At 62.2% G+C, this 24,704-nt stretch carries 21 protein-coding genes; 12 read left to right on the plus strand and 9 right to left on the minus strand.

What is annotated here, in order from left to right:
- Window positions 1-19 precede the first annotated feature (19 nt).
- The 3 genes from P0D80_RS07165 to P0D80_RS07175 all read left to right on the plus strand — a co-directional run bounded on the left by P0D80_RS07165 (window position 20) and on the right by P0D80_RS07175 (window position 3,302).
- Window positions 20-928: a LysR family transcriptional regulator gene (locus P0D80_RS07165; RefSeq protein WP_132374527.1), complete on the plus strand. Its 909-nt coding sequence runs from the start codon at window positions 20-22 to the stop codon at window positions 926-928.
- A 115-nt stretch (window positions 929-1,043) separates the two neighbouring features.
- Window positions 1,044-1,913, plus strand: coding sequence for a class II aldolase/adducin family protein (locus P0D80_RS07170; protein ID WP_408176794.1), 870 nt, complete (start codon window positions 1,044-1,046; stop codon window positions 1,911-1,913).
- Between the two features lie 84 nt (window positions 1,914-1,997).
- Entirely contained in the window at window positions 1,998-3,302 is a 1,305-nt protein-coding gene (locus tag P0D80_RS07175) for an MFS transporter (protein WP_408176795.1), read from the plus strand.
- A 99-nt stretch (window positions 3,303-3,401) separates the two neighbouring features.
- Here P0D80_RS07175 and P0D80_RS07180 read toward each other — a convergent pair whose 3' ends face one another.
- Window positions 3,402-6,143 (minus strand): MGH1-like glycoside hydrolase domain-containing protein, encoded by a 2,742-nt coding sequence (locus P0D80_RS07180; protein ID WP_408176797.1) that lies wholly within the window; start codon window positions 6,141-6,143, stop codon window positions 3,402-3,404.
- A gap of 138 nt (window positions 6,144-6,281) precedes the next feature.
- Between P0D80_RS07180 and P0D80_RS07185 the strand changes: the two genes are divergently transcribed.
- Window positions 6,282-7,229 carry a pseudouridine-5'-phosphate glycosidase gene (locus P0D80_RS07185; protein WP_408176798.1) on the plus strand — a complete coding sequence of 316 codons (948 nt, stop codon included), beginning with the start codon at window positions 6,282-6,284 and terminating at the stop codon, window positions 7,227-7,229.
- Window positions 7,230-7,302: 73 nt separating this feature from the next.
- Here the strand turns inward: P0D80_RS07185 and P0D80_RS07190 are convergent, their stop codons facing one another.
- Window positions 7,303-8,649, minus strand: a complete 1,347-nt coding sequence (locus P0D80_RS07190) for an aspartate aminotransferase family protein (protein ID WP_408282423.1) — start codon at window positions 8,647-8,649, stop codon at window positions 7,303-7,305.
- Between the two features lie 105 nt (window positions 8,650-8,754).
- Here P0D80_RS07190 and P0D80_RS07195 point away from each other — a divergent pair, with 105 nt between their 5' ends.
- Both P0D80_RS07195 and P0D80_RS07200 read left to right on the plus strand, forming a co-directional pair.
- On the plus strand, window positions 8,755-9,612 hold the full coding sequence (locus P0D80_RS07195) for a LysR family transcriptional regulator (RefSeq protein ID WP_408282425.1): 858 nt from the start codon (window positions 8,755-8,757) through the stop codon (window positions 9,610-9,612).
- Between the two features lie 306 nt (window positions 9,613-9,918).
- A complete protein-coding gene (locus tag P0D80_RS07200) occupies window positions 9,919-10,872 on the plus strand; it encodes a LysR family transcriptional regulator (protein ID WP_408282428.1) in 954 nt (317 codons plus the stop codon).
- Here the strand turns inward: P0D80_RS07200 and P0D80_RS07205 are convergent.
- Window positions 10,869-11,813, minus strand: coding sequence for a cupin domain-containing protein (locus P0D80_RS07205; RefSeq protein ID WP_408282431.1), 945 nt, complete (start codon window positions 11,811-11,813; stop codon window positions 10,869-10,871). The genes P0D80_RS07200 and P0D80_RS07205 overlap by 4 nt on opposite strands.
- 581 nt (window positions 11,814-12,394) lie before the next feature.
- Here P0D80_RS07205 and P0D80_RS07210 point away from each other — a divergent pair.
- The gene (locus tag P0D80_RS07210) at window positions 12,395-13,849 is read left to right on the plus strand and encodes a catalase (protein ID WP_408282497.1); all 1,455 of its coding nucleotides are present in this window, start codon (window positions 12,395-12,397) and stop codon (window positions 13,847-13,849) included.
- Window positions 13,850-13,921: 72 nt separating this feature from the next.
- A complete protein-coding gene (locus tag P0D80_RS07215) occupies window positions 13,922-14,536 on the plus strand; it encodes an ankyrin repeat domain-containing protein (RefSeq protein WP_408282433.1) in 615 nt (204 codons plus the stop codon).
- Between the two features lie 104 nt (window positions 14,537-14,640).
- On the opposite strand, the gene P0D80_RS07220 is transcribed toward P0D80_RS07215, so the two are convergent.
- The 4 genes from P0D80_RS07220 to P0D80_RS07235 all read right to left on the minus strand — a co-directional run bounded on the left by P0D80_RS07220 (window position 14,641) and on the right by P0D80_RS07235 (window position 18,750).
- Complete coding sequence (locus P0D80_RS07220) at window positions 14,641-16,905, minus strand: xanthine dehydrogenase family protein molybdopterin-binding subunit (RefSeq protein WP_408282436.1); 2,265 nt, start codon at window positions 16,903-16,905, stop codon at window positions 14,641-14,643.
- Window positions 16,902-17,354 carry a (2Fe-2S)-binding protein gene (locus P0D80_RS07225; RefSeq protein WP_132374537.1) on the minus strand — a complete coding sequence of 151 codons (453 nt, stop codon included), beginning with the start codon at window positions 17,352-17,354 and terminating at the stop codon, window positions 16,902-16,904. The genes P0D80_RS07220 and P0D80_RS07225 overlap by 4 nt, the downstream gene beginning before the upstream one ends.
- A gap of 71 nt (window positions 17,355-17,425) precedes the next feature.
- Complete coding sequence (locus tag P0D80_RS07230; RefSeq protein WP_408176807.1) at window positions 17,426-17,737, minus strand: high-potential iron-sulfur protein; 312 nt, start codon at window positions 17,735-17,737, stop codon at window positions 17,426-17,428.
- A gap of 14 nt (window positions 17,738-17,751) precedes the next feature.
- Window positions 17,752-18,750, minus strand: a complete 999-nt coding sequence (locus P0D80_RS07235; protein WP_408176808.1) for an aldo/keto reductase — start codon at window positions 18,748-18,750, stop codon at window positions 17,752-17,754.
- A gap of 157 nt (window positions 18,751-18,907) precedes the next feature.
- Here P0D80_RS07235 and P0D80_RS07240 point away from each other — a divergent pair, with 157 nt between their 5' ends.
- Window positions 18,908-19,342, plus strand: coding sequence for a winged helix-turn-helix transcriptional regulator (locus tag P0D80_RS07240; RefSeq protein WP_408176810.1), 435 nt, complete (start codon window positions 18,908-18,910; stop codon window positions 19,340-19,342).
- 113 nt (window positions 19,343-19,455) lie between these two features.
- Window positions 19,456-20,673 (plus strand): MFS transporter, encoded by a 1,218-nt coding sequence (locus tag P0D80_RS07245; protein ID WP_408282439.1) that lies wholly within the window; start codon window positions 19,456-19,458, stop codon window positions 20,671-20,673.
- 158 nt (window positions 20,674-20,831) lie between these two features.
- Here the strand turns inward: P0D80_RS07245 and P0D80_RS07250 are convergent, their stop codons facing one another.
- Entirely contained in the window at window positions 20,832-21,689 is an 858-nt protein-coding gene (locus P0D80_RS07250) for an oxidoreductase (protein WP_408176812.1), read from the minus strand.
- A 116-nt stretch (window positions 21,690-21,805) separates the two neighbouring features.
- Between P0D80_RS07250 and P0D80_RS07255 the strand changes: the two genes are divergently transcribed.
- Window positions 21,806-22,741, plus strand: coding sequence for a LysR family transcriptional regulator (locus tag P0D80_RS07255; RefSeq protein WP_408176814.1), 936 nt, complete (start codon window positions 21,806-21,808; stop codon window positions 22,739-22,741).
- Between the two features lie 43 nt (window positions 22,742-22,784).
- Here the strand turns inward: P0D80_RS07255 and P0D80_RS07260 are convergent, their stop codons facing one another.
- Complete coding sequence (locus P0D80_RS07260; RefSeq protein ID WP_408176815.1) at window positions 22,785-23,201, minus strand: response regulator; 417 nt, start codon at window positions 23,199-23,201, stop codon at window positions 22,785-22,787.
- Between the two features lie 131 nt (window positions 23,202-23,332).
- Here P0D80_RS07260 and P0D80_RS07265 point away from each other — a divergent pair, with 131 nt between their 5' ends.
- Window positions 23,333-24,454 carry an ATP-binding protein gene (locus P0D80_RS07265; RefSeq protein WP_408176816.1) on the plus strand — a complete coding sequence of 374 codons (1,122 nt, stop codon included), beginning with the start codon at window positions 23,333-23,335 and terminating at the stop codon, window positions 24,452-24,454.
- Window positions 24,455-24,704 lie beyond the last annotated feature (250 nt).

Here is a 24,704-nt window from a genome sequence, read left to right on the forward strand (position 1 = left end):
CTGCACATGGATTCGACAGATGAAAGATGAAAGATTGCTCGAGATGCGCGTCTTCAAGGCGGTCGTGGAGGCCGGCGGCTTCACCGCGGCGGCGAATCTTCTGGGGGTCAGCCAGCCCTTTGTCAGTCAAAGCGTCAACAGTCTCGAGCGCAGGCTCGGCGTGCAACTGCTGCATCGTTCGACGCGCACGCAGCGGCTGACCCATGAGGGCGAGCGTTTTCTTTCGTCCTGCAACGACATTCTCGATAGCCTGGAGGAAGCGGAAGCGCAGGTCCGCTCCAGCGAGCCGACCGGCAACTTGCGCATCAGCGTGCCTCAAGCGTTTGGCATGGATCAACTGGTGCCCGCGTTGCCCGGTTTCCTGTCGTCCTACCCGAAGTTGTGCGTGCATTTTTCCCTGTCGGACTCCAACGTCAACCTGATCGAGGACAACTTCGATGTCGCGGTCCGCATGGGCCGGCTGCAGGATTCCTCTTTGCGCAGTCGAAAGCTCTGCGACCTGCAACGAATCGTCGTCGCTTCGCCGGACTATCTCGCCGCGCACGGCACGCCCGTGACGCCGCTCGGCCTGTCCAGGCACGCCTGCCTGACCTGGGAGTCGCCACGCGAGCATCTGAACCAGTGGCCGTTCATGATCAACGGCAGGCTCGAACGCGTCGTGGTGCAGGGTAGTTTCCGCAGCACCGACGGCACGACCCTGTTCCAGCTGTGCGTGGCCGGCGTGGGCATCATGCGACTCGCCGCCCACCTTGCCTTGCCCGCGATCCGCCGAGGCGATCTGGTGCCGCTCCTCTCGGAGTACCAGGCCAAGGACGACACCGCGATCCATGTCGTCTATCTGCCCGAGCGCCAACTGGTGCCGCGCATCCGCGCCTTCATCGACTACTTCGTCGAAGTCTTCCGCGAGCCGCCCTGGCAGAAGCCCTAGGCGCCCGGCATTTATATATCGGCGTAATAAATCCTATTGTCCGGCGCGCCTAGATCGGCGCCGGGTGTTTCCTTATCGTTAGCGGCATGTGATCACCGTCAACACAGGAGACACCATGAGCACCGGCACTGGAAAAATCGATAGCAGCGCGCAGCAGGCCGAACTGCGCCGCACGATTTCGCATCCTTCGAACAATTCCATCTATCGGCCGAAGCAGGCAGGGCTGAAGTTCCCCGAGCTGCCCGACTTTTCGTCCTTCGCGCAGGAGCGCCAGCACCGCAAGGAACGCCTCGTAGCCGCATGCCGCGCCTTTGCGCTGCACCATCTCGATTACGGTTTCGCCGGCCACCTGACCGTGCGTGATCCCGAGTTCCCGGAGCTGTACTGGACCAATCCGATGGCCGTGCATTTCTCCCAGGTGAAGCTCTCCAACCTGATCCTGGCCGACCATACCGGCAAAGTCGTCGAAGGCAAGTACGCGCTCAACCGCGCCGGCTTCGTCCTGCATGCCGCGGTGCATGAAGCCAATCCCGACATCGTGGCGATGTGCCATGCGCACTCCGTCTACGGCACCGCGTTCGCGGCGCTCGGACGTCCGCTGGACCCGATCACCCAGGATGCCGCGGCCTTCTATGAAGACCATATCGTGATCAAGGACGAGGCCGGCGCAGTCGCGGTCGAGGAAGAGGCCGGGCTGTCGGTTGCCGACTACTTCAAAAACGTCAAGGCGGCGATTCACCAGAATCACGGGCTGCTGACGGTGAGCCGCCACAGCATCGAAGCCGCCGCGTTCTGGTTCATCGCGCTGGAGCGCTGCTGCCAGCAGCAGTTGCTGGTCGAGGCCACCGGCATCAAACCCGTCATGGTGCCGGAGCACAGCTCGCGCTATAGCCGCGAACATGTCGGCAGCGAATACATCGGCTGGCTGCATTTCCAGCCCATCTATGACCAGCTCGTGCAGACCAGCCCGGACATGTTCGACTGAACGGCCAGCATAGGCCGTCGCATACACAACAAGCTGCACTGGCGCGACAGTCAAGCGCGCCGGCGGCGATTCAAGGAGACAACGATGTTGAAATCCGCTTACGGCGATGTCGTCACGCCAGCCAACGCCGAGGACCGGACCTACGCCAAGGTGACGTGGCGGCTGATTCCTTTCCTCTTTATCTGTTACGTCTTCGCTTATCTGGACCGGGTCAACGTAGGCTTTGCCAAGCTGCAGATGCTGACCGACCTCAAGTTCAGCGAAACCATCTACGGCCTGGGCGCGGGTATTTTCTTTATCGGCTATTTCATCTTTGAAGTGCCGAGCAACATCGCGCTGCATCGTTTCGGCGCGCGCAAATGGATCGCCCGAATCATGCTCAGCTGGGGCGTGATTTCCGCCGCGATGATTTTCGTGAAGACGCCTACCGCCTTCTACGTGCTGCGCTTCCTGCTCGGCGTCGCTGAGGCCGGATTCTTTCCGGGCATCATCCTCTATCTGACCTACTGGTTTCCGTCCTCCCGCCGCGCAAAGATCACCGCGATGTTCATGACGGGGATTCCAATTGCCGGCGTCATTGGCGGTCCGCTGTCGGGCTGGATACTGAACACCTTCAACGGCACGGGCGGCATGGTGGGCTGGCGCTGGCTGTTCCTGCTCGAAGCGCTGCCTTCCATTATCGGCGGCATTGCCGTGCTGTTTTACCTCGACGACAAGATCAGCGCGGCGAAATGGCTGAGCGCTGAAGAAAAGTCGCAGCTCGAGAAGGGGCTCGCGAACGAGTCAGGGCACATCGAGGTGCATAGCGCAAGCGGCGCATTCACCAACAGGCGAGTGTGGGTGCTGTGCCTGTGCTACTTCGGCATCATCATGGGCCTGTACGGCATCAGCTTCTGGCTGCCCACGCTCATCAAGGCCTCGGGCGTGAACGACGCTTTCAATGTCGGCCTGCTGACGATGATCCCCTACGGCGCCGCGGCCATCGCGATGGTGCTGCTGGGACGCAGTTCGGACCGGAGCAAGGAGCGGCGCTGGCATGTGGCGCTGCCCGCCGTGATCGGCGCAATCGGCCTGGTGGCGAGCACGCTGGTGCCCCACAGCGTCGCGCTGGCTGTCGTGTCCCTCACGTTCGCCACGATCGGCATCCTTGGTGCACTGTGCCAGTTCTGGGCGATCCCGCCTGCATTCATGGGTGGCGTGGCGGCGGCCGCGGGCATTGCGCTGATCAATTCGGTCGGCAATCTGGCGGGCTTTGTCAGTCCCTATCTGGTCGGCTGGATCAAGGATATGACGCACAGCACCGACATGGGTCTGTATTGCGTGGCAGCCTCGTTGCTCGTGGCGGCGGCCATTGTGCTGACGATGCCGAGGAGCGTGGTCAACCGTTAAGGACAAGTTTGCGCGGCAGCAATGCCCGAGATGTCGAATGCAGCGGCGGCCACCAGCTTTCGTTCCGGCTGGTGGCCGCCGATTCCAGCGGCCCAAACGCTACCGGCCCATGGCCGGTGCGGTGTCTTCCACCACTGGCGCCTCCACCGACGCAACATCAGCCGCAACATGGGACAGCTTCATCATGCGCGGCTGCAAGAGCAGCGCCACGAGCCCGCTCCAGCCGGTCTGATGCGAAGCGCCGACGCCGCGTCCGTTGTCGCCGTGAAAGTACTCATGGAACAGGATGAGATCCTGCGACCGCGGGTCGGCTTGCAGCATCGGATAGGCCGCCATCGCCGGCCGCACGCCTTGTGCATCTTTGAGAAAGAGCGTGGTGACGCGCCGTGCGAGGTCGTCGGCAATCTCACTCAGCGAAAAACGCTTGCCCGATCCGGTCGGGTACTCGACGCGAAACTCATTGCCGTAGTAGCGATGGAACTCATATAGCGATTCGATCAGCAGGTAGTTGACCGGTATCCAGACCGGCCCACGCCAGTTCGAATTGCCGCCGAATACGCGCGAGTCCGATTCGGCCGGCTGGTATTGAATGCAGACGTTCACGCCATCATGGTCGAAGACATAAGGTGCGTCGCGATGCACACGGGACAGCGCCCGCACGCCGTGCCCGGAGAGAAACTCGGCTTCATCGAGTGCGCGGCGCAGCAGCGCGGTCATCCGCTGTCCGCGCAACAACGACAGCAGCGTGGTGTTACCCGTGCCGGGTTCGGTCCAGCGCGACACCAGCCTGGCGAGATTCGGCCGATGATCGAGAAACCACGCCAGCCGTTCGCGCAATCCCGGCAGATGGCCGTACACGCGATCCTCGAGCACGTGTACGGCGAATAGCGGAATCAGCCCGACGATCGAACGAATGCGCATCGGCACACGGGTGCCGTCCGGCAGGTGGAGTACGTCGTAGAAGAATTCGTCTTGTGCGTCCCATAACCCTGTTCTGCACCCTTCGCCGCAACTGACCGCTTCCGCGATGTACAGAAAGTGCTCGAAGAACTTCACCGCGATTTCGACGTACGCGCTGTTCGTCATCGCCAGTTCGAGTCCGATCTGCATCAGGTCGAGCGCGTAGGAGGCCATCCATGCCGTGCCATCGGCCTGATCGATGCGGCCGCCGGTGGGCAGCGGCGAAGACCGGTCGAAGATGCCCACGTTGTCGAGCCCGAGAAAGCCGCCCTGAAAGATGTTGTGGTCCTCGGCGTCCTTGCGGTTGACCCACCACGAGAAGTTGAGCAGCAACTTGTGGAACATGACTTCGAGAAATTCGTGATCGCCGACGCCGGTCACCTCGCGGTCGAGTTCGTACACACGCCATGTGGCCCATGCATGAACTGGCGGATTCGCATCGCCGAACGCCCACTCGTAGGCCGGCAATTGCCCGTTCGGATGCATATAGCGTTCCTTCACGAGCAGCAGCAATTGCTTCTTCGCGAAGTCGGGATCGATCACGGCGAACGCGACCGCATGAAATGCAAGATCCCACGATGCGTACCACGGGTATTCCCACTTGTCGGGCATCGACACGATGTCGCCATTGCACATGTGCCGCCAGTCCGCGTTGCGGCCGTGCCTGCGTGCTCCCGGTGGATTCGGTTGCCCGGGGTCGCCGTCGTGCCAGCGCGTCACGTCGAACTGGTAGTACTGCTTCGTCCACAGCATGCCGGCGAGCGCCTGGCGCTGCACGAGCCGCGCATCCGCGTCGGGGATGTCGTGCTGAAGCGCAGCATAGAATTCGTCGGCTTCCGCCTGCCGGCGCGCGAAGAGCGCTTCCATGTCGAGCGGCACGGCATCCGCAGCCGATTCGGGACGCCAGCGCAGGTACAGCACCGAGCGCTCATGAGGCGCGAAGCGCAGGCACACATGCGCGGCGGCGCGGGTGCCCTTGTCGCGCCGGATTGCCAGCTCGTCGCCGTCGACGAGGTAGTCATTGAAGCCGTCCTTGAACGGCCCCGCGCCTTCGGCGCCGAAAATACGGCGCACATTTGTTTCGTTTTCGCAGAAGATCCACTCGAGCGGCTGTTGCGCCGACGCCGTCACGATCATCGTTCCGTGCGCGGGGCTGTGCGCGACGACGCGAGCGCCTTCCTTGGTGTTCGACTCAAGCGTGAGCGACGGCTTGCCGGGCTTGCCCGACCACGCCCATCTGTTGCGCGCCCAGAATTGCGGCAACACATGAAGCGCCGCGCACTGATCCGCGCGGTTTTCGACGCTGACGCGCATCACGATGTCGTCGGGTGTGTGCTTCGCATACTCGACGCAGACGTCGAAGTAGCGGTTATCGTCGAACACGCCCGTATCGAGGATTTCATATTCGGGCTGATCGGCGCCGCGCCGCATGTTTTCGTCGATCAGATCCTGGTACGGGTACGCATCGTGAGGATACTTGTACAGCATCTTCATGTACGAATGCGTCGGTGTGCCGTCGAGATAGAAGTAAAGCTCCTTGACGTCCTCGCCGTGATTGCCCTGCTCATTCGTCAGCCCGAAGAGCCGTTCCTTGATGATCGGATCGCGCCCGTTCCAGAGCGCGAGCGACACGCACCAGTCGAGCGGGTCGTTGCCGAATCCGGCAATGCCGTCCTCACCCCAGCGGTACATTCGGCTGCGCGCATGATCGTGCGGAAAGTAGTCCCAGGCAGTGCCATATTCGCTGTAGTCTTCGCGAACAGTGCCCCATTGCCGCTCGCTCAGATAAGGCCCCCAACGGCGCCAGCGGTCGCGCTCCGGACCATGGAGCCGGACACCTTCCGTCGACTGGAGAAGATTGATTGCGCGTAGCGGTGGCATGGAACCTCCCGACCCGACATCGACCATCCGACATGTTCAGTACCGTAATGATAGGCGCCATCGCGCTGTAACGCGTGAACCGCGGACCAGCCCTGTGTTGCATACTTAAGCGAATCACACACTGCCGGAAACATCGACATGGTTGCGAACCTTGCACGCTCCTGGCTAACCTGCAGCGCACCCGTGGCCGCGGCACAGGCCGCTGGCCGCCCGCTCGTGGCGCTTGAATCGACCATCATCGCTCACGGCATGCCTTACCCGGAGAATGTCCGCACGGCACGCGAAGTGGAGGCCTCGATCCGTGACCTGGGCGCCGAGCCCGCCACGATCGCGCTGATCGATGGGCGAATCCGCATCGGCCTGTCGGACGACGAACTGGAACTGCTCGGCCGCGCGGACCACGTGCACAAAGTCAGCCGCCGCGACCTGCCGGCTGTGCTGGCCGGCGGCGGGCTCGGCGCCACGACAGTGGCCGGCACGATGATATGTGCCGCGCTGGCGGGCATCGAGGTCTTCGTCACCGGAGGCATTGGCGGCGTGCATCGGGGCGCGCCGGAAACCTTCGACATCTCGGCCGACCTGCAGGAACTGGCGAAGACCTCCGTGGCGGTGGTCTGTGCCGGTGCGAAGTCCATCCTGGACATCGGCCTCACATTGGAATACCTGGAGACGCACGGCGTGCCGGTGCTCAGTTGCGAGCAAGACAATTTTGCTGCGTTTTACACGCGGGACAGCGGCTTCCGCTCGGACTTCCGACTGGACGACCCGGCGCAGCAGGCACGCTTCATCCGCACCAAGTGGGACTTGGGCCTCGTGGGCGGCGTGATATTGAGCACGCCGGTGCCGGAAGCGGCAGCGATGAGGTTCGAAGAGATCGACGCGCTGACCCAGCAGGCGCTCGCCGAGGCCGCGGCGCAAGGAATCACCGGTAAGGCCGTGACACCGTTCCTGCTGGCTCGCATCAAGGCGCTGACGGGCGGGCGCAGTCTGGCGACAAACATCGCGCTCGTGAAACACAATGCCGAGGTGGGGGCAAGGCTGGCGCTGGCGTTGGCACACGCAGGGCGCGGGGCGGACGCGGCGTAGCCGCCTGAGCGTTTCGACCATCGAACTTCCGCATCCGGCGAGCAACGGACCTGGGTCGTGGCCTCAACGCGCATCACTGAACGGGCCGCCCGTCGCTTATCGCCGAATGCCGAGGCAACTGCAGCGAACGCTCGATCGCCTGCCCGAGCAGTGCCAGGCCCAGGTCGATCTCATCCTCGTGGACGGTCAACGGAGGCGCGATCCGGAAGACACCGCCCATACCCGGCAACTGCACGATGTTCATGCTGAGCCCCAGGTTCATGCATTCGCGCGTGATCTTCGCGCCGAGCCCATCCGCCGGCTCCTTCGTGCGGCGGTCCTTGACGATCTCCATACCCAGAAGCAGCCCCCGGCCGCGAATGTCGCCGATGCACTCGAAGCGTTCCATCAGATCCAGCAGGCCGCGTTTGAGTCGCTCGCCCATCAGGTTCGCACGCGCGACCAGCCCCTCGCGCTCGACCACATCCAGCACCCGCAGACCGACGGCGGCGGGGAGGGGATCGGATACATGAGTCGTATAGAACAGGTAGCCCAATTCGTGGGCCCGCTCCTCTATCTGCGCGGAAGTCACGACGGCCGCGAGCGGCAGACCGGCGCCTAGCGTCTTCGACAGAGTAAGAATGTCGGGCGTGACGCCATCGCGCTGGCACGCGAACATCGTGCCCGTGCGGCCGACCCCGGTTTGCGCTTCATCGAGAATCAGCAGCATGCCGCGCTCCTCGCATTTGCGCTTCAACGCGGCCATATAGCCTTCCGGCAGTTCGATGATGCCGCCGGAACTGAGGATCGGCTCGGCAATGAAGGCGGCGAGATTGCCACTGGACTGACGATCGATGAGATCGAACGCATAGTCCAATTCCGCCAGGTAATCGTACTCACCGTGGCGTTCGAAACGCGGCCGGTACAGGAAGGGCGCGGGGATCGCAAAGGAGCCGACCGCTGCCGGACCGACGCCTTTGCGACCGGCGCTGTAGGTGGCGGAGGCTGCCGCTCCCGTCATGCCATGCCAGGACTGCGCAAAACCGACGATTTCATATTTGCCGGTGACCAGCTTCGCCATGCGAATCGCGGCCTCGTTCGATTCCGCGCCCGTGCTGAGCAACAGCGCCCGATCGAGTCCGTCAGGCGTGATGTCGGCGAGGCGGGTCGCGAGGTCGACCACCGGCCGCGAAAGCATCCCGCTGAAAAGATGGTCGAGCTTGCCGGCGTATTCGTTGATGACCGCGACGATTTCCGGATGGCTGTGCCCAAGCACCGCGCTCATCTGCCCGGAGGTGAAATCCAGAATTGCGCGGCCGTCCGCGTCATAGACGAAGCTGCCCTGGGCGCGCTCGATGATCATCGGCTCGAAGGTGCCGCCATAGCGGATCAGGTGCTGCCTGGCGTTACGCCAGAAAACTGCATCATTGTTCAGGGACACCTTGCTTCTCCTTGGCGGGTAGCGGGAATAACTTGCAGTCTAGATGGCTCTCTGGTTTCATAGAATCGAATAGTTCTTATCGAAGCTAGAAGCGGACCTAATACCTTGAGTCTTTCACTTGAAATCGATCTGCTGCGATCGTTTACTGTCGTCGCCGAAGTTCGGGCGCTCAGCCGGGCGGCGAACCGGATCGGCCGAACCCAGTCGGCGCTGAGTCAACAGATGAAGCGCCTCGAAGAAATCGTCGACCAGCCGTTGTTCCAGCGCACGGGTCGTGGGGTGGTGCTGACCAATCCCGGCGAACGTCTGTTGATCCACGCCCAACGCATTCTGCGACTGCACGACGAGGCGATGGCCGATCTGTCCGGCAAAGGGCTGTCGGGGACGATCCGCTTCGGCTGCCCGGACGATTACGCCGCTGTTTTTCTGCCGCATTTACTGCGTCAGTTCTCGAGCCAGCATCCGCATGCGCTGGTCGAAGTGATCTGCGCTCCCACGCCGCGATTGCTCGAACAACTGGAGATGCATGCGCTGGACCTTGCCATGATCTCGTTGCCGGAAGACGCCTCGAACGACGACATCATTCGCCGCGAGCCGCTGGTCTGGGTTGGCTATCCGGGACTCGACTCCGCACACTTCGACCCGTTGCCGCTGGCGCTTTCCGATCCGGACACGCTCGACCACGTGGCGGCCTGCGAAGCGCTGCGACGTGCCGGCAGGGCCTACCGCATCGCCTATGCGAGCAGCAGTCTTGCCGGCCTCACGGCCCTGGTCCGCTCGGGGCAGGCCGTTGCCGTCCTCACACAGACTGCCGTCGCCCCGGATCTCTACATACTCAATGGCGATCCTGCACTTCCGCCTTTGCCGACCATAGGCATTACGCTGAAGTTCGAGCGAGAGCGGCCGGCTCATCTGGTCACGGTATTCGCGGAGCACATCAGACTGACGCTGCCGTTGCTGTGATCGAACGGGTTCAACGAGGTCGACGATCGTCGACTCGCAGTTGCTACGCTCTCGCAGTTGGCAAGCAGGGCGGCACTGGCTTTCGACGACGATCCGCGAAAAATCACGCCCCTGGCGTCGGAACGATCGGCGCCCGCGACCGCCGTAGCGCTCATGGTTTCATGCGCTCCTGCCAGTACACTACCGGTCTAAGCAAAATCCGGCTTGTCCGGTCCGCGCACATGCGCCGAAGTCTCGCGGGCAGAGCGTTGCGCGGGTCCGGTTTTGAAGTTCCCTGTAGAACGCTCGATTCGCCTCAGACATGCCATGGATTATTTTGCCGCGGTACGCGCCTTCGTTTGCGCAGCGGAACTGCAGAGCTTCAGCAAGACGGCCCATGAAATGGCAGTCAAGACCTCGACCATCTCGCGCTACGTGAGCGAACTGGAAAAGGATCTGGGCATTGCCCTGTTCAACCGGTCGACGCGGGGGCTCGTCCTGACCGAAGGCGGCAGACTATTTCGTGAGCACGCCATGCTTGCCCTGCAGGCACTCGATGACGCGCGCCAGGTGACCTCGTCATTGAACCGCACACCGCAAGGCGTGCTGCGCGTCACGATGCCGCCGGCATTTGGGCGCCGGCATATCGTGCCGCATCTGCCGGCGTTCATGACGCGCTACCCTGACATCGGCCTCGATATCGTGTCGACCGACGAAACGCTCAATATGATCGAAGCCGGCATCGACGTGGCGATCCGTATCGGCGTGCTGCCCGATTCGTCATTGATGGCCAAACGCATGGCGCCGCATCGCCGTATCGTCTGCGGCAGCCCGGCGTATTTCGAGCGGAGCGGGATGCCTCGCGTCCCTGAAGATCTGGCCACGCACGATGTGCTTCGCTTGTCCCTGCTGCCGGACGACAAATGGTCGTTCACACGCATCGCGGATGCACAGGCATCGCCCGAGCAGGTGCTGGTGGCATTGCGAGGGCGCCTGCGCGCGGACGACTCCGAAGCCGTGCTGGAACTCGCCGTGGCCGGCTGCGGGCTTGCTCTCCTGCCGACGTGGCTCGCCTCTACGGCCCTACGCGACGGGCGCCTGCAGCACGCGCTGCCTGAATGGGAAGCGCGCACGGGGCGCGCCGAACCAGCGGTCTGGGCAGTCTACCCGCCAAAGAAAATCGTATCGTCGAAGGTGCGCGCGTTCGTGGACTTCTACGCCGAGGCGATTGGCGAGCCGCCGTACTGGGACGACGGACTCGCACCGGCGCTTCGGGCTTAACGGGCGAAGCGAATGTCGAGCGTGCGCAGCCAGGTCTGCAAGCCGGCATCCTGGATCGGAATCACATAAGCGTTCTCGTCCGTTTCATTGAAGTGCGCATGCCAGTATCCCGGCGGCGTCACGAACGCCATCCCGGCTTCCCAATCGACGCGGGTGGGATGCGCGATATTGCCGCTCTCATCCAGTTCGGTGCCGACCAGCGTATACACGCCCGGCTTGCCCCCGGCGATGAAGTCGAGTGCAATCGACTGATGGCGGTGCGGCTTTTGCATCGAGTTGGGCGGCACGATGCCGAACATGGCCCACAACACATGCGTGACCGTTCGCGTCTGCGGAAAGTTGGCGTTGCCCATCAGCACACTGATGCGGTTGCGGCGGCCCGCATTGGCTTCTTCTGAAACCCTGCGCAATTCCGCCTGCGCCTGAGCGGCCGGGTAGAGCGTCGGCGCAAAGCGCGCCGTGACGCCGGTCGTGCCGAGATAGGTGAGCAGCGGCGCGTCGTTGACGTAATAGAGCGTGGCCGTCGTGCCGGCGGATAGCACAGCGGCATCGCCGCCGGGCAAGGTGAAGAAATCGCCCTGCGCGAACGGGAAGTGGGTGTCGGCCTGCGTCACGCTGCCGGTCCCGCTGATGACGTAGCAAACCTGCGAGGTCGCGTTCGGGGCGAGCGTCAATGCGTCCCCCGCGTTGATGCGCAGAAAATTGGCGCTCAGGCCGGGACCGGTCGCGGGGCTAGGGCAACCCAACTCCGCGGAGAGGTCGAGCGGCACGATCCGGGTCACTCCGTCCGCGTATAGCGAAGGCGGGAAATTGCGGAAGGGCACCCGCGAGATGAGCTTCGCGCCGATCGGATTGGCGGACGACGTGTATTCGAAGTATTGCGCATCGAGGGTCGCGTCGGCGGGTTCGGCGAGAGGCGCCAGAGACGTACGGGTCAACATGGTCTGCTCCTTTGGATTGGGAAAACTTCGTGCGGATCCGTCACGAAGTTGGATTGGCGTCCGAAAGCTGAGCTGACTATAGGCGCGGGTAGCTGGCCTCAGAAGTACCGGATGTCGAAATCACCTTTGCGCAAATGGGCACGCCGCTCATTCATTGCCGTTATTCCGCGCAATGATAAGGTTTAGTTAAGGTGGTTTATAAAATAATTGAATGCTGATCAGATATTACAGATAAAAACATATTGCTCATAAGGGTATGTGCTGAAAGACTAAATTCAATTGTAATGGCTCTCATTACAGATAAAGCATGCAGCGACTGACCACCTGCAATCGTTCTGTGTTGAGGCACTGCGCCCATCTCCTCCTTGCGTCCCGCCATTGTTATCTTTGAAAGTAATTCGGCCTCTATTGAGATGATAGGAAAAAGAGATTGGCTAATCTAATAGCTGAGCAATAGGATTCCTCCGGCTTCTAACTGAACCCAGGAATACAACGTGAAAATACTGAAGACACAGATTGCAGCAAGCATTTTCTCAATCATCTCGGCAATCTCGATCGCTCAACCGGCGCATGCCGCGGATATGACCCAGGATAGCGGGTCGCCGGTCGGCGACAACCAGAATTCGCAGACGGCGGGCCCTGAAGGTCCAGTTCTTTTGCAGGACTCTCATCTCATTGAGAAGCTGCAACGCTTCGATCGCGAGCGCATACCCGAGCGCGTCGTTCATGCGCGCGGCACAGGTCTCTTCGGCGAGTTCGTGCCGACGACAGACCTTAGTTCGCTGACCACTGCCCAGGTGTTCACGCCGGGAACGAAGACTCCGGTCTTCGTTCGATTCTCGACGGTGATGGGCTATCGCGGGTCGCCCGAGCAGGCACGAGATCCGCGCGGTTTCGCTATCAAGTTCTACACGCAGCAAGGCAACTGGGACATGGTCGGCATCAATTGGCCGATCTTCTTCATTCGCGACGCCATCAAGTTTCCTGACTTCGTGCATGCGAACAAACCGTCGGCGGTGACGGGTGTGCAGGATCCGAATCTGGCGTTCGACTTTTTTGCTCACTCGCCCGAAGCGACGAACATGCTGACGCATCTCTACACGGACGAGGGCATGCCGGATTCGTATCGTCACATGGACGGTTTCGGTGTGCACGCATTCAAGTTCGTGAACGCGAAAGGGGAAGTTCACTACGTGAAGTTCCACTGGAAGAGCCGTCAGGGCGTCGCAGGCATTCGTCCCCAGGATATCCCGCATTCGATCGGCGCCGACTGGAACATGATGACCAACGACCTGTACAACTCGGTCAAGGCGCATTCCTATCCGCAATGGGATCTTTATATCCAGGTGCTCTCGCCGAAGGATCTGGACAAGTTCGATTTCGACCCGCTCGATGACACGAAGGTGTGGCCGTCCTCCATCCCGGAGCAGAAGGTGGGCACGATGACGCTCAACCGCATTCCGGATAACTATTTCGAGTCCACGGAAGAATCGGCATTCGCGCCTTCACGGCTCGTGCCGGGCATCGAGCCGTCCGAAGACCGGATGTTGCAGGGCCGCCTGTTCGCTTATGCCGACACGCAGATGTATCGCCTCGGCCCGAACTACAACCAGTTGCCGATCAATCGTCCGATCGTCCCGGTCTACAACAACAACCAGGACGGCTTGATGAACGAGGACGATCGAAAGGGCGAAGTGAACTACGAGCCATCCGGAGTCGCTGAAATCGCACAGCACGATAAGTACAAGTCCGTGCAGACACCGCTGAAGGGGACAACCCAGCAGAGAGCGATTCACAAGACGCTCGACTTCCGTCAAGCCGGCGAGTACTACCGGACGCTGTCCGCGACCGACAAGACAGATCTGATTACGGCGCTGTCGGGCGACCTTGGCCGCGTGACCAACGACGCGAACAAGTACGCGATGCTCTCGTACTTCTATAAGGCGGATGCCGACTACGGCACCCGCCTCGCGCAGGCGACCCATGCGGATGTCACCCGTGTGAAGGATGCGGCAGCACACCTGAGCGATAACTGAAGCTTGCACGGGAGGCCTGCGCAAGCAGGCTTCCCGAATGATTAGGCAGGCTTTCACACGGAGGACGTAGTAATGCAATGCTCTTTCACCGCCCGGCGCCTTGTTCGGACCGTGGCGGCCGCCGCCCTGGCCGCACTGTTGACGGCCAGTTGTGCGCAACACGTGTATCAGCCGGGAACGTATTCGGCCGCGACGGACACGCCGCGTTACACCGAAGACTGGTTTGCCGCGGCGCGCGCGGGACGCACGGATATTGTTCAGGCGTTGATCGATGCCCATTTCCCGCTCGAGACGACGACGCCCGAAGGCTATACCGCGCTGATCCTTAGCGCGTATGACAATCATCCGGAGACATTGAAGGCTTTACTTTCCGCAGGCGCCAACGCCTGCGCCGCCGACCGGCATGGCAACACGGCGCTGATGGGCGCGCTCTTCAAAGGCGAGACGCATATTGCAATGACGCTGCTCGACACGCATTGCGCCATCGATCAAATCAACAACGCTGGCGAAACGGCATTGTCGTTCGCCGCGTTATTCGGCCGGCTCGATATGATTCCCGTGCTTGTCGCGCACGGCGCCGACGCGAATCATGTCGATGCGCGCGGCGGGACCGCGTTGCAAATGGCGATCGCACAACACAACCCGGCCGCGGAAGATGCATTGCGGCACGCCGGCGCGACACAGTGAGACGTGGCCGATGGAACGTCTCTTATGCCGTGTCGCCCGTCGGTAAATCAAGTGATCGCGAGACTCGCACAAGCTGCTGCTTCCGGCACTCAACCATTCGCCGATCACGTCCGCTTCAATAGCGCGGTATCCACCGGCAACGCCCGGATTCGCTTGCCCGTCGCATTGAAGATCGCGTTGCAGATCGCAGCCGATGTCGGCGGCACGCCCGGTTCGCCCACACCGCCGGGCGGGGCGGCGCTCGGCACGATGTACACGTGCGTGTCCGGCACGGAGTCGATACGGGCGACCCGATAGTCCGTGAAGTTCGACTGATCGGCGGCCCCGCTGCTGAAGGTCAGTTCGCTGTACAGCGTGTTGCCGAGCGCCATCACCACCGCGCCTTCGAACTGCGCGATCACACGATCGGGATTGACGATGCGTCCGCAGTCGACCGCTAGATCGACACGCGTTACACGCACCGAGCCATCGTCGGCAACCTGCACTTGCGCGACCGCCGCGACGTACGTCAGAAAGCTGCGATGAACGGCGATGCCGCGTCCATGGCGGGCGGGCAATGCGGCGGACCAGTTCGAACGCACCGCCGCCGCGCGGACCACGGCGGCATAGCGCGCGGTATCGATCGGATACTCGTCGATTGACGCGCCGTAGTTCGGATAGTCGACCCCCAGCGCATGCAGATCGACATGGCGCGGACTGCCCAGCAGCGCGAGCAGATGCCGCACGGGGTCCTGGCGCGCGGCAGCGGCGAGTTCGTCGACGAATGAACCCAGCGCGAAGCCGTGCGGAATGTTGTACACCGAGCGATACCAGCCGATGCGTGTATGCGCCGGCGCCGCGCCGTTTTCGCATTGCACATTGGCGACTTCATAAGGCATGTCGGTCACGCCCTGACCGAGTTCGCCCGCCGAGCCGTACACCACGTTCGGCGTGAACGTCGAACCGATCGACGGAAACACGCTGCGATGCAACCACGCAATCGTCGCGCCCTGGGCGTCGAGTCCGCCTTCCATGTGCTGCGCGCACACGGCGTGGAAATAGTCGTTACGTATGTCGTCTTCGCGTGTCCACGTCAGCTTGACGGGCGCGCCGGCTTCACGCGCCAGGAATGCGGCCTCGGCCACATAGTCCGGCTTCGACTTGCGGCCGAAGCCACCGCCGAGCAACGTGACATTGATCGTCACGGCCTGCTCCTGCACGCCGAGCATCTGTGCGACGGTGGTACGCGCCTGCTGCGGGTTTTGCGTCGCGGTCCAGACCTCGACCGCGCCGTTCGCAAACGATGCCGTCGCGGCCAGCGGCTCCATCGCCGCGTGCGCGAGGTGCGGCACGTAATAGTCGGCCGATACGTGTTGCGTGGCGTTCTTCAGCGCGCCCGATGTATCGCCGTTGTTGCGCACCACCTTCCCAGGCTGTTGCGCAGCGTCTTCAAGCGTCTTGCGATACGCGTGGCTATCGTACGTGCCGTTCGGCCCGAGGTCCCATTCGAGCTTCAGTTGCCGGCGTCCTTGCAGTGCGGCCCACGTGCTGGTCGCAATTACCGCGACGCCGCCCAGCGGCCGGAAGCCGGCGGGCAGCGGGGCGGCTGGAATACGCACCACGCGCAGCACGCCGGGCACCTTCAGCGCCTGACTCGAGTCGACGCTCTTGAGCGTTGCGCCATAAACGGGGGCACGTTCGACCGATGCGTACTTCATCCCCGGCAATACGACATCGATGCCGTACGTCGCCCGGCCATGAACGATGTCGTCGAGATCGACGATTGGCAGCGACTTGCCGATATAGCGCCACGTGTCCTCGCTTTTCAGGCGCAGCGTGGCGACGCCGGGCACCGGCTGACGTGCCGCGGCGACCGCCAACGCACCGTATGAAAGCCGCCGTCCGCTCGCCGCATGCACGACATGGCCGGGTTCAGTCCGACAGCTCGCCAGGCTCACGCGCCACTGCGCAGCGGCGGCTGCCACCAGCATCTGCCGCGCGGCGCCGCCTGCTTCACGCAGTGGCTGGAAGAACTGGCGAATGCTGCGCGAGCCATCGGTATTCTGGTCGCCGTACTTCGCATCGCCTTGCGCCTGCACGACTTCGACGGTGTTCCAGTCCGCATCGAGTTCGTCGGCGAGGATCATGGCGAGGCTGGTGCGGATGCCGGTGCCCATCTCGGAGCGATGCACGACCAGCACGATTTCGCCGGACGGCGCGACCGACACATAGACGTTCGGCGCAAATACGGTTTTGGCGCCGCTCGCCGAAGCGAGCGGGCTCGCTGCAAACGCCATGCGCGCGCCGCCGACATGCAGGCCCAGCACCATCCCGCCCGCCAACGTACCCTTCAGCGCCCGGCGCCGGCTCAGATTGACGATTTCACTCATGACGCCTGCTCCGCTGCTGCCTTGATGGCAATCTTGATGCGTTGATAGGTGCCGCAGCGGCAGACATTGCCGGACATCGCTTCGACGATCTGCTCGTCGCTCGGCTTCGGCGTCTGTTTCAGCAGCGACGCTGCCTGCATCATCTGGCCAGGCTGGCAGTAGCCGCACTGCGGCACATTGGCGGCTTTCCACGCTCGCTGCACGGGATGCTCGCCGCCTTTGCCCAAGCCTTCTATCGTCGTCACGGGCTTGCCCTGGACATCTGCCAGCGAGGTCACGCACGAACGCACCGCCACGCCATCCAGATGCACGGTGCATGCGCCGCATGCGCCCACGCCGCAGCCGAACTTGGTGCCATGCAATCCCAACAGGTCCCGCACCGCCCATAGCAGCGGCATATTCGCGTCGGCGTCGAGGTTGTGACGCACGCCATTCACAATCAGTTCCATCCGTCCACTCCTTGTTGTCGACGCACGCACCTGTCGACGCTGCATGGCATCGCCTTACCGGCGCGCACCGTTCATGTTCTTGCCTGATAGGCGTTGCACCATCCCGCGCCGTTCACCTGCTTCGGGCCGAACAGCGCACACAGCGCGCTGGCGTCGGCTGGCTTGCCCTGGAAGAACTGGCAGTTCGAGCAGCGCTGGTTGTCGCTGTAATGGGGGTATTTCGAGCGATCGACGTGAGTGGCGTCGGTCTTGTACCCGAGCGCCTGCGCAGCGGGATCGCTCTCCTGAAGTTGCGCGGGCGCGGCCCAGACAGCGCGTCCGGTGATCGCGAGCGCTGCGGCACCGATTGAACGGAGCATGAAGGTGCGTCGATGAGTTCGCATGATCGATGGCTCCTTCACGCAACGAGTACGCGTTCCGGCGGCGCCATGAATTCCGGCCCCACGGGATCCTTGACGAACTGCGCGAGAATCGCGTCGATCTGCGCGAACGCCTTCTCGTCGAGATGCCAGCCGAACACATCGTCGATCCCGTCCAGTTGCGCAGGACGGCGTGCACCCCACAGCGCGATCGTCGGACCGCGGTCGAGCACCCAGCGCACGGCCAGCGCGAGCACCGACTTGTCGAAGTTATCGCGCGCGAACACGTTCAGTGCTTTCACCGCCGCGACATACTGCTCGCGACGCGGCTCGCGAAACTTCGGATCGCGCTGGCGCAGATCGTCGCCCTCGAAACGCGTCTCGACGCCGATGCGCCCCGCCAGCAGTCCGCGGCACAATGCCCCATAGGCCAGCGCGACGAGCCCATGCTGTTTCGCATACGGCAGCACGTCACGCTCGATATCGCGCTCGAACAGGTTGTACGGCGGCTGCGTGGCCGATAGCGGCGCCACACGGCGGAACGCATCCATTTGCGCCGGCGAGAAGTTGCTCACGCCCAGCGCGCGCACCTTGCCTTCCTTGCGCAGAGCGTCGAGCACCGCGGCGGTCTCTTCGATCGGCACCAGCGGATCGGGCCAGTGGACCTGATACAGGTCGATGTAATCTGTCCGCAAGCGCCGAAGCGTATCCTCTACTTCCTGACGAATGCGCTCTGGCGACGAATTGCGAAACACTGCGCCGTCGTGCCATTCCAATGCGACCTTGGTCGCGATGACCGCCTTGTGCCGATACCCGTCGGCCAGCGCCTTGCCGACAATCTCCTCCGAAGCGCCGAAGCCATACACCGGTGCCGTGTCGATCAGATTGACACCGCTGTCGAGCGCCCGGCGGATCACCGCGATCGAGTCTTTCTCGTCGGTGCCGCCCCACATCCATCCGCCGATCGCCCAGGTGCCAAGGCCGATGCGTGAGACGGGGGTCGTTAAACCTTCAATTGCGATTGTTTCAATAGTCATGTGAAGCTCTTTAATCAAAGCACTGCGTAAAGCACCGCATACGGGTCGAATGCAATCTGACTAACGGCGACGTGCCCATCGAACGGGCAGGCGAGCCGATTATTTCAGCGGCATCCGGCGATCACAAGAAGGCACCTGACGGTTTCATACTTTCCCCATGGAAACTAATTGCTACGACGGCGCTTGCGCGCACGACAACCCGCAAAAAAAAACCGATGACCTCGCGCGCAACATCATCGAGCAGATCGCGGACAAGTGGACGATCCTCGTCATCGACGCGCTCGGCACGCACGGCGAGATGCGCTTTTCGCGGCTGCGCGAAGTGGTGGAGGGCGTGAGCCAGAAAATGCTCACCAAGACATTGCGGCAGCTGGAGCGTGACGGCCTCGTTACGCGCTACGTGCATCCGGTGATTCCGCCGCGAGTCGACTATCAGCTGACGCCATTGGGACGCAGCCTGCTCGACAAGATCTGCGGGATATGGGATTGGGTCGAAGCCCACATGAGTGAAATGGAATTGGCGCGCCGCGAGTTCGACCACGGCGAAAAGCGGAGCGATCATCTACGTCCGCGTGATGTGCCCATCGCTTAGCGTAGTCGTAGCAAGAGGAGCTCGACGCTCAGCATGAGCGTCGAGCTGTCAGCAAGGTCGTGAGAAATTGCCCATAATTGCGCGCACTGTTCGAGCAACCGTTGGGACGTTTCATGAAAGCCGCTTCTGCCGCACCGCAATCCCCGATCGCATTTCTGGCTGTCGCGTTGGCGTTCGCGATCAACATGATGGGCACTACGCTACCAACGGCGATCTATCGGTACTACGAGCTGCAATATGGTTTTACCCCGACCATCATCACGGTAATCTATGCGTCGTATGCAATCGGGGTGCTGGGTGCGCTGCTGCTGGTCGGCAACTGGTCCGATCAGCTAGGCCGTCGTCGCATGCTGCTGGCGGGACTGTGTGCGTCGGCCGCGTCGGCGCTGACATTTCTGCTCAGCGACGGGCTGGCGCTTCTGATGCTCGGCCGCCTGCTGTCGGGTATCTCCGCCGGCATCTTCACAGGAACCGCCACCGTCGCCGTGATCGAACTCGCGCCGCCTGCGTGGCGCAGCAAAGCGATGCTCGCGGCTACCGCCTCCAATATGCTGGGGCTGGGTTGCGGCCCGTTGCTAAGCGGCATCGTCGTCGAACTGTTTCCCTTGCCGATGCGCTTGCCTTATGCGGCGCATCTCGTGCTGGTCGGTGTTGCCGCACTGATCGTCCTTGGCGTGCCGGAGACCGCTGCGATTCCTTCGCGCGTGAAGCTCGGCGTCCAGAAAATTTCGCTTCCCGCCGAAGTACGCCCTGCGTTTATTCCTGCCGCGCTGGCAGGCTTTGCAGGCTTCGTCGTGGTGGGCTTCTTTGCGGCGGTCGCCCCTCAACTGATTCGCGGTGTACTCGGCTTTCACAGCGGCATCGTGACCGGCGCGATCGTGTTCCTGCTGTTCGCGTGCTCCGCCCTCGGGCAGATCGTGCAGACGTTCATTACTGCCCGATGGAGGCAAGCGGCCGGCTGCGTGGGACTCGTCGTGGGGCTGATGTGTGTCGGCCTGTGCGTGCCGGCGCAATCGCTCGGCGCGCTTTTGCTCGGCACGGCCCTGGCAGGCATCGGGCAGGGCATCAGCTTCCGCGCCGGGTTGGGCGAGATCGCGGCGGCGGCGCCTGCGCAACGGCGAGCGGAAGTCACGTCCAGCTTTTTCGTCGTGCTTTATGTGGCGATCTCGCTACCTGTGATCGGCCTTGGTATCGCCGTGCAGATGTCCGACATTCAACGCGCGACGCTGCTCTTCGTCGGCTTGACGATAGTCCTCGTGCTTATCGCGTTGCTCCTGCTGATGCGTAAGCAAGCGGATACGGAGCAAGATGCCAGAGCGATCGGTGATTGATAGGCCATTCGCTCCGCTCATCGAGACGAGCTCTGCCTACGGCGATTATTTTGTCGATCTCACCGGTGACGGCTTCGATTGCTCAATTCGCCCGGCTTGTCTTCCGGACGGAATTGCTGGCCGTCACCCGGCGCTCGTCTATCTGATCGCGTCAATTATCAATCGTTGAAGTCAGTCGATGCCGACAGGGCCTTCCAGGTTTCGGTTTCCTGCGCGACATAGGCATTCTTGTCAGCGATGGCCTTCAGCGTATCGGTGCCAAGCGGCAGACGCAGCGGAGGCGTTTGCGCATCGACCAGTTCGATCATCGCCGCTGCGAGCTTGGCGGGATTCCCCGGTTGGTTGTGGTTCAGGTTGGCAGCGATCCGACGCACGTTGCCCGATGTCGCGTCATAGTCCGCAATGACCTCGCGTGCGACGACGAGCGAAGACGTGTCGAGGAAGTCAGTCCGGAAATAACCTGGCTCGACGACCGTCGCGTGAATGCCGAGCGGCTTCAGTTCGGCGTGCAATGCTTCGGTCAAGCCTTCGACCGCGAACTTCGTCGAACTGTACGCGCCGAATCCCGCCGCGGCCCGATAGCCGCCGATCGACGACATATTGATGACGTGACCGGCGCGCTGCGAGCGCATCGCCGGCAGAACGGCGCGCGTGACGGTCAGCAGCCCGAACACGTTGGTGTCGTACATGCGGCGCACGTCCGCGTCGGTGGACTCCTCGATGGCGCCGAGCAAACCGAATCCCGCGTTGTTGATCAGAACGTCGATACGGCCGAATTTTTCGAGCGCGGCTTGAACGGCGGCTTTCGCCTGCGCTTCGTCCGTGACGTCCAGCGCCACGGGCAGCAATGCCGGCGAGTCGCCGAGGCGCTCGACGATCGCCGCAACATTGCGGCCGGCGGCGACCACCGCATTGCCGTCAGCCAGGGCCGCCTCGGCGATCAGCGCGCCCAGGCCGCGCGACGCGCCCGTGATGAACCAGACACGCTTGAAGCCGTTCTTCGTGAGTTCAACCATGATGCTTCTCCTACGTTTGGGGTGGGTGTGAACGGATCATAGGAGTATTGATTCGCACGAACTAGGCGTAGATTGCTAGACTGATAATCAACTTTTATTTGCTAATGGGGGTGGCGGTGAACGAAGTTCGTGCGATCACCATATTCGTCCGGGCGGCGGAACTCGGAAGCCTGCGCAAGGCGGCCGTGGATCAGGGCATTTCGCCGCAGGCCGCGAGCCACGCGGTGATGCAACTGGAGAAGGAGCTGGGCGTGCGGCTCTTCCATCGAACCACGCGCAAGCTGAGTTTGACCGAGGAGGGGCAGGGCCTGCTCGACAGCGTGAAGCCTGCTTTGGCCGTCCTGTCGTCCGCGCTCGACGACGTGCGCCGATCGAAAGCCGAGATTGCGGGCCCGCTCCGGGTGAGCGCGCCAAGGGCGATAGGGCATCTGGTGCTGTGGCCTTACTTTCTGGAATTCGCCGAATTGCATCCGAATGTGCAGCTCGATGTGCAACTCGACGACCACTTCACCGACCTGATCAACGATCGCGCCGATGTGGGCTTTCGCGGCGGGTCTCCGCCGTCGGGCGGCACCATCGCGCGGCGGCTTTTGCCGATCCAGTTGATCGTCTGCGCGTCGCCCGCCTATATCGAGCGTCATGGCGCGCCGCGCACAATCGACGAACTCGACGCTCACCGCTGCACGGGATACCGGCGCGCGAACACGGGCAAGCAGGCCCCGTGGGAATTCCTGATCGGGGATGAAATCGTCTACCGCGACGTTGCGACGGCCCTATGCGTCAACGACACCGACGCCGAGACGGCGGCCGTGATCGCCGGACTCGGCATTGGTCAACTCGGCAGCTTTTCAGCCATCGCGCCGATCAGGAGCGGCCAACTGGTTCCGTTGCTGGTTCAGCATGTCACCCAGCGCGAGGCGGTCTATATCTACTATCGTCATCGAACCGAGCAGCCGCTGCGGGTGAGGACATTTATCGACTTCATGGTCGCGCGCCTGGCGGGGAACAGGAGTTTTTATTTCGAGCCGTCCGAACTTCGTGCGGCCCGTTGAATCTGCGAGGTTGCCGGCGTGCGCATGCTCCGAGAACGGATGGTCAACAACGGCTCTGAAGCTGGGCGATGTCCGGGTCGCGGGTACGTGAGCGGAAAGCAATCGCGGAAAGAATGACCGGAAGCTGGGCCGGTTTGGCGAAATGGTGATCGAAACCGGACCTGAGCGATACGGCCCTCTCGGTCTGCGACGACAACCCGGACACCGCGACAAGCAATGGTATGGGCTTGCCCCTGAGACCCCTGATTTTCCTGGCCACCTCTCGACCGTCGAGTCGAGGCATCTGGACGTCAAGAATAACCACTGCGGGAAACCACCGGCAGTACTCGGATAACGCATCGGCTCCGTCTCGTGTGGCTCGAATCTCGTAGCCGTGAAGCTCGAAATACTGGACGTATGCGGCGAGCAGAGCAGGGTCGTCGTCTGCAATGAGTAAATGGTGAGAGCGGACAGGCTTCATCGCCGTTTCTCCGGATCGTGTAGCGAATGAACGCAATTGGCGGACCCGGACCGATCACACGGCGGATTTCCGCGTAACATGGACGTGGCATCACCCCGCAGTTCAAGGTTTTGCCACTATTCGAGGCGCACATGCGACTGGCTGACTTCATCCTGCGGAACATGGAAGCGATCCTGGCGCAATGGGAGGCGTTCGCCGGCACCCTGTTGCCAGCCGCGGGGAATATGCAATCCCCGGCTTTACGCGACCACGCGCAACAGATTCTCGAGGCAGTGGCGAAGGATCTGTCGACCGCCCAGACGAAGGAAGCACAACTTGAAAAATCACAGGGGCGCGCGCCCCGAATGATCGATGCCCCGGAGACGGCGGCACAAACACATGCCATTCTTCGAGCACGAAGCGGTTTCGACATCCGGCAACTGACGGCCGAATACCGCGCTCTGCGCGCCAGCGTCCTGCGGCTATGGATGGACCAATGCCCGCGCGAGGAACTGGTCATGGACGACGTCATCCGCTTCAACGAAGCAATCGATCAGGCGCTCGCCGAATCGGTCAGCTTTTTCAGCGCGCAAGTGGAGCAGGCTCGCAACCTGTTGCTTGGAATGCTCGGGCACGACATGCGCAGCCCGCTTCAGACCATCCAGATGACAGCGTCGTATCTCGCCGCGTTGAATGCCGGGGAGAGGGTGGCGAGTGCTGCGAGCCGCCTGATCCGAAGCGGCTCGCGCATGCAGGCTCTGCTGGACGATCTGTGTGATTTCAACCGGACGAAGCTCGGTCTGGGTATTAACATCGTTCCGACCCACATTGATCTCGCGACCGTCTTTCGCGACGAACTGGACCAGCTTCGCACAATACATCCTGATCGCCAGTTCGATCTGGAGATGCGGGGCAAATCCGAGGGCGATTGGGACGGCAAACGTCTGCAACAATTGCTCGGCAATCTCGTTCTGAACGCAGTCAAGTACGGCGCGCCGAATACACCGGTGCATGTCATTGTGACCGGTGAGGCGGAGGATGTTCGTATCGTTGTCGCAAATAGCGGAACTTCAATTGAGCCGCTAGCCATGGAACAGATTTTTGAGCCTCTGAGGCGCGGCGTGGGTCCTGAGGAAGGCTACGAGGAGGACAGCCACCTCGGTCTCGGACTGTATATCGTGCGCGAAATTGCGAAGGCTCACGGGGGCGAGATCGAAGTGCATTCCGGACAAGGCGAAACTGCGTTCGCCGTACGACTGCCGCGCACGAGGTAGCGATTCACTGTGCCGTTACCCAAATGCCTGGCGGCGAGCACGTAAATAACTCTTCTGTACTTGCGGGCGCGCCTGTCAATTGAACTCACGAGGTGTCGGCGTCACCTCGCTGATTTTTTCCGCAGAGCCATGGTGCTGGCCCCGCATGGCCAGTTGAGGAACGGTATTTGCACGATGGGCACAGCGCATGCTGAACAACGATCGGCAATGCGTTGCCATGCACGGCATTTCCGCCGTGCATCCGCCAGAG

This window comes from Paraburkholderia sp. RL17-373-BIF-A (genome assembly GCF_046030175.1).
In the GTDB taxonomy this organism is placed as follows: domain Bacteria; phylum Pseudomonadota; class Gammaproteobacteria; order Burkholderiales; family Burkholderiaceae; genus Paraburkholderia.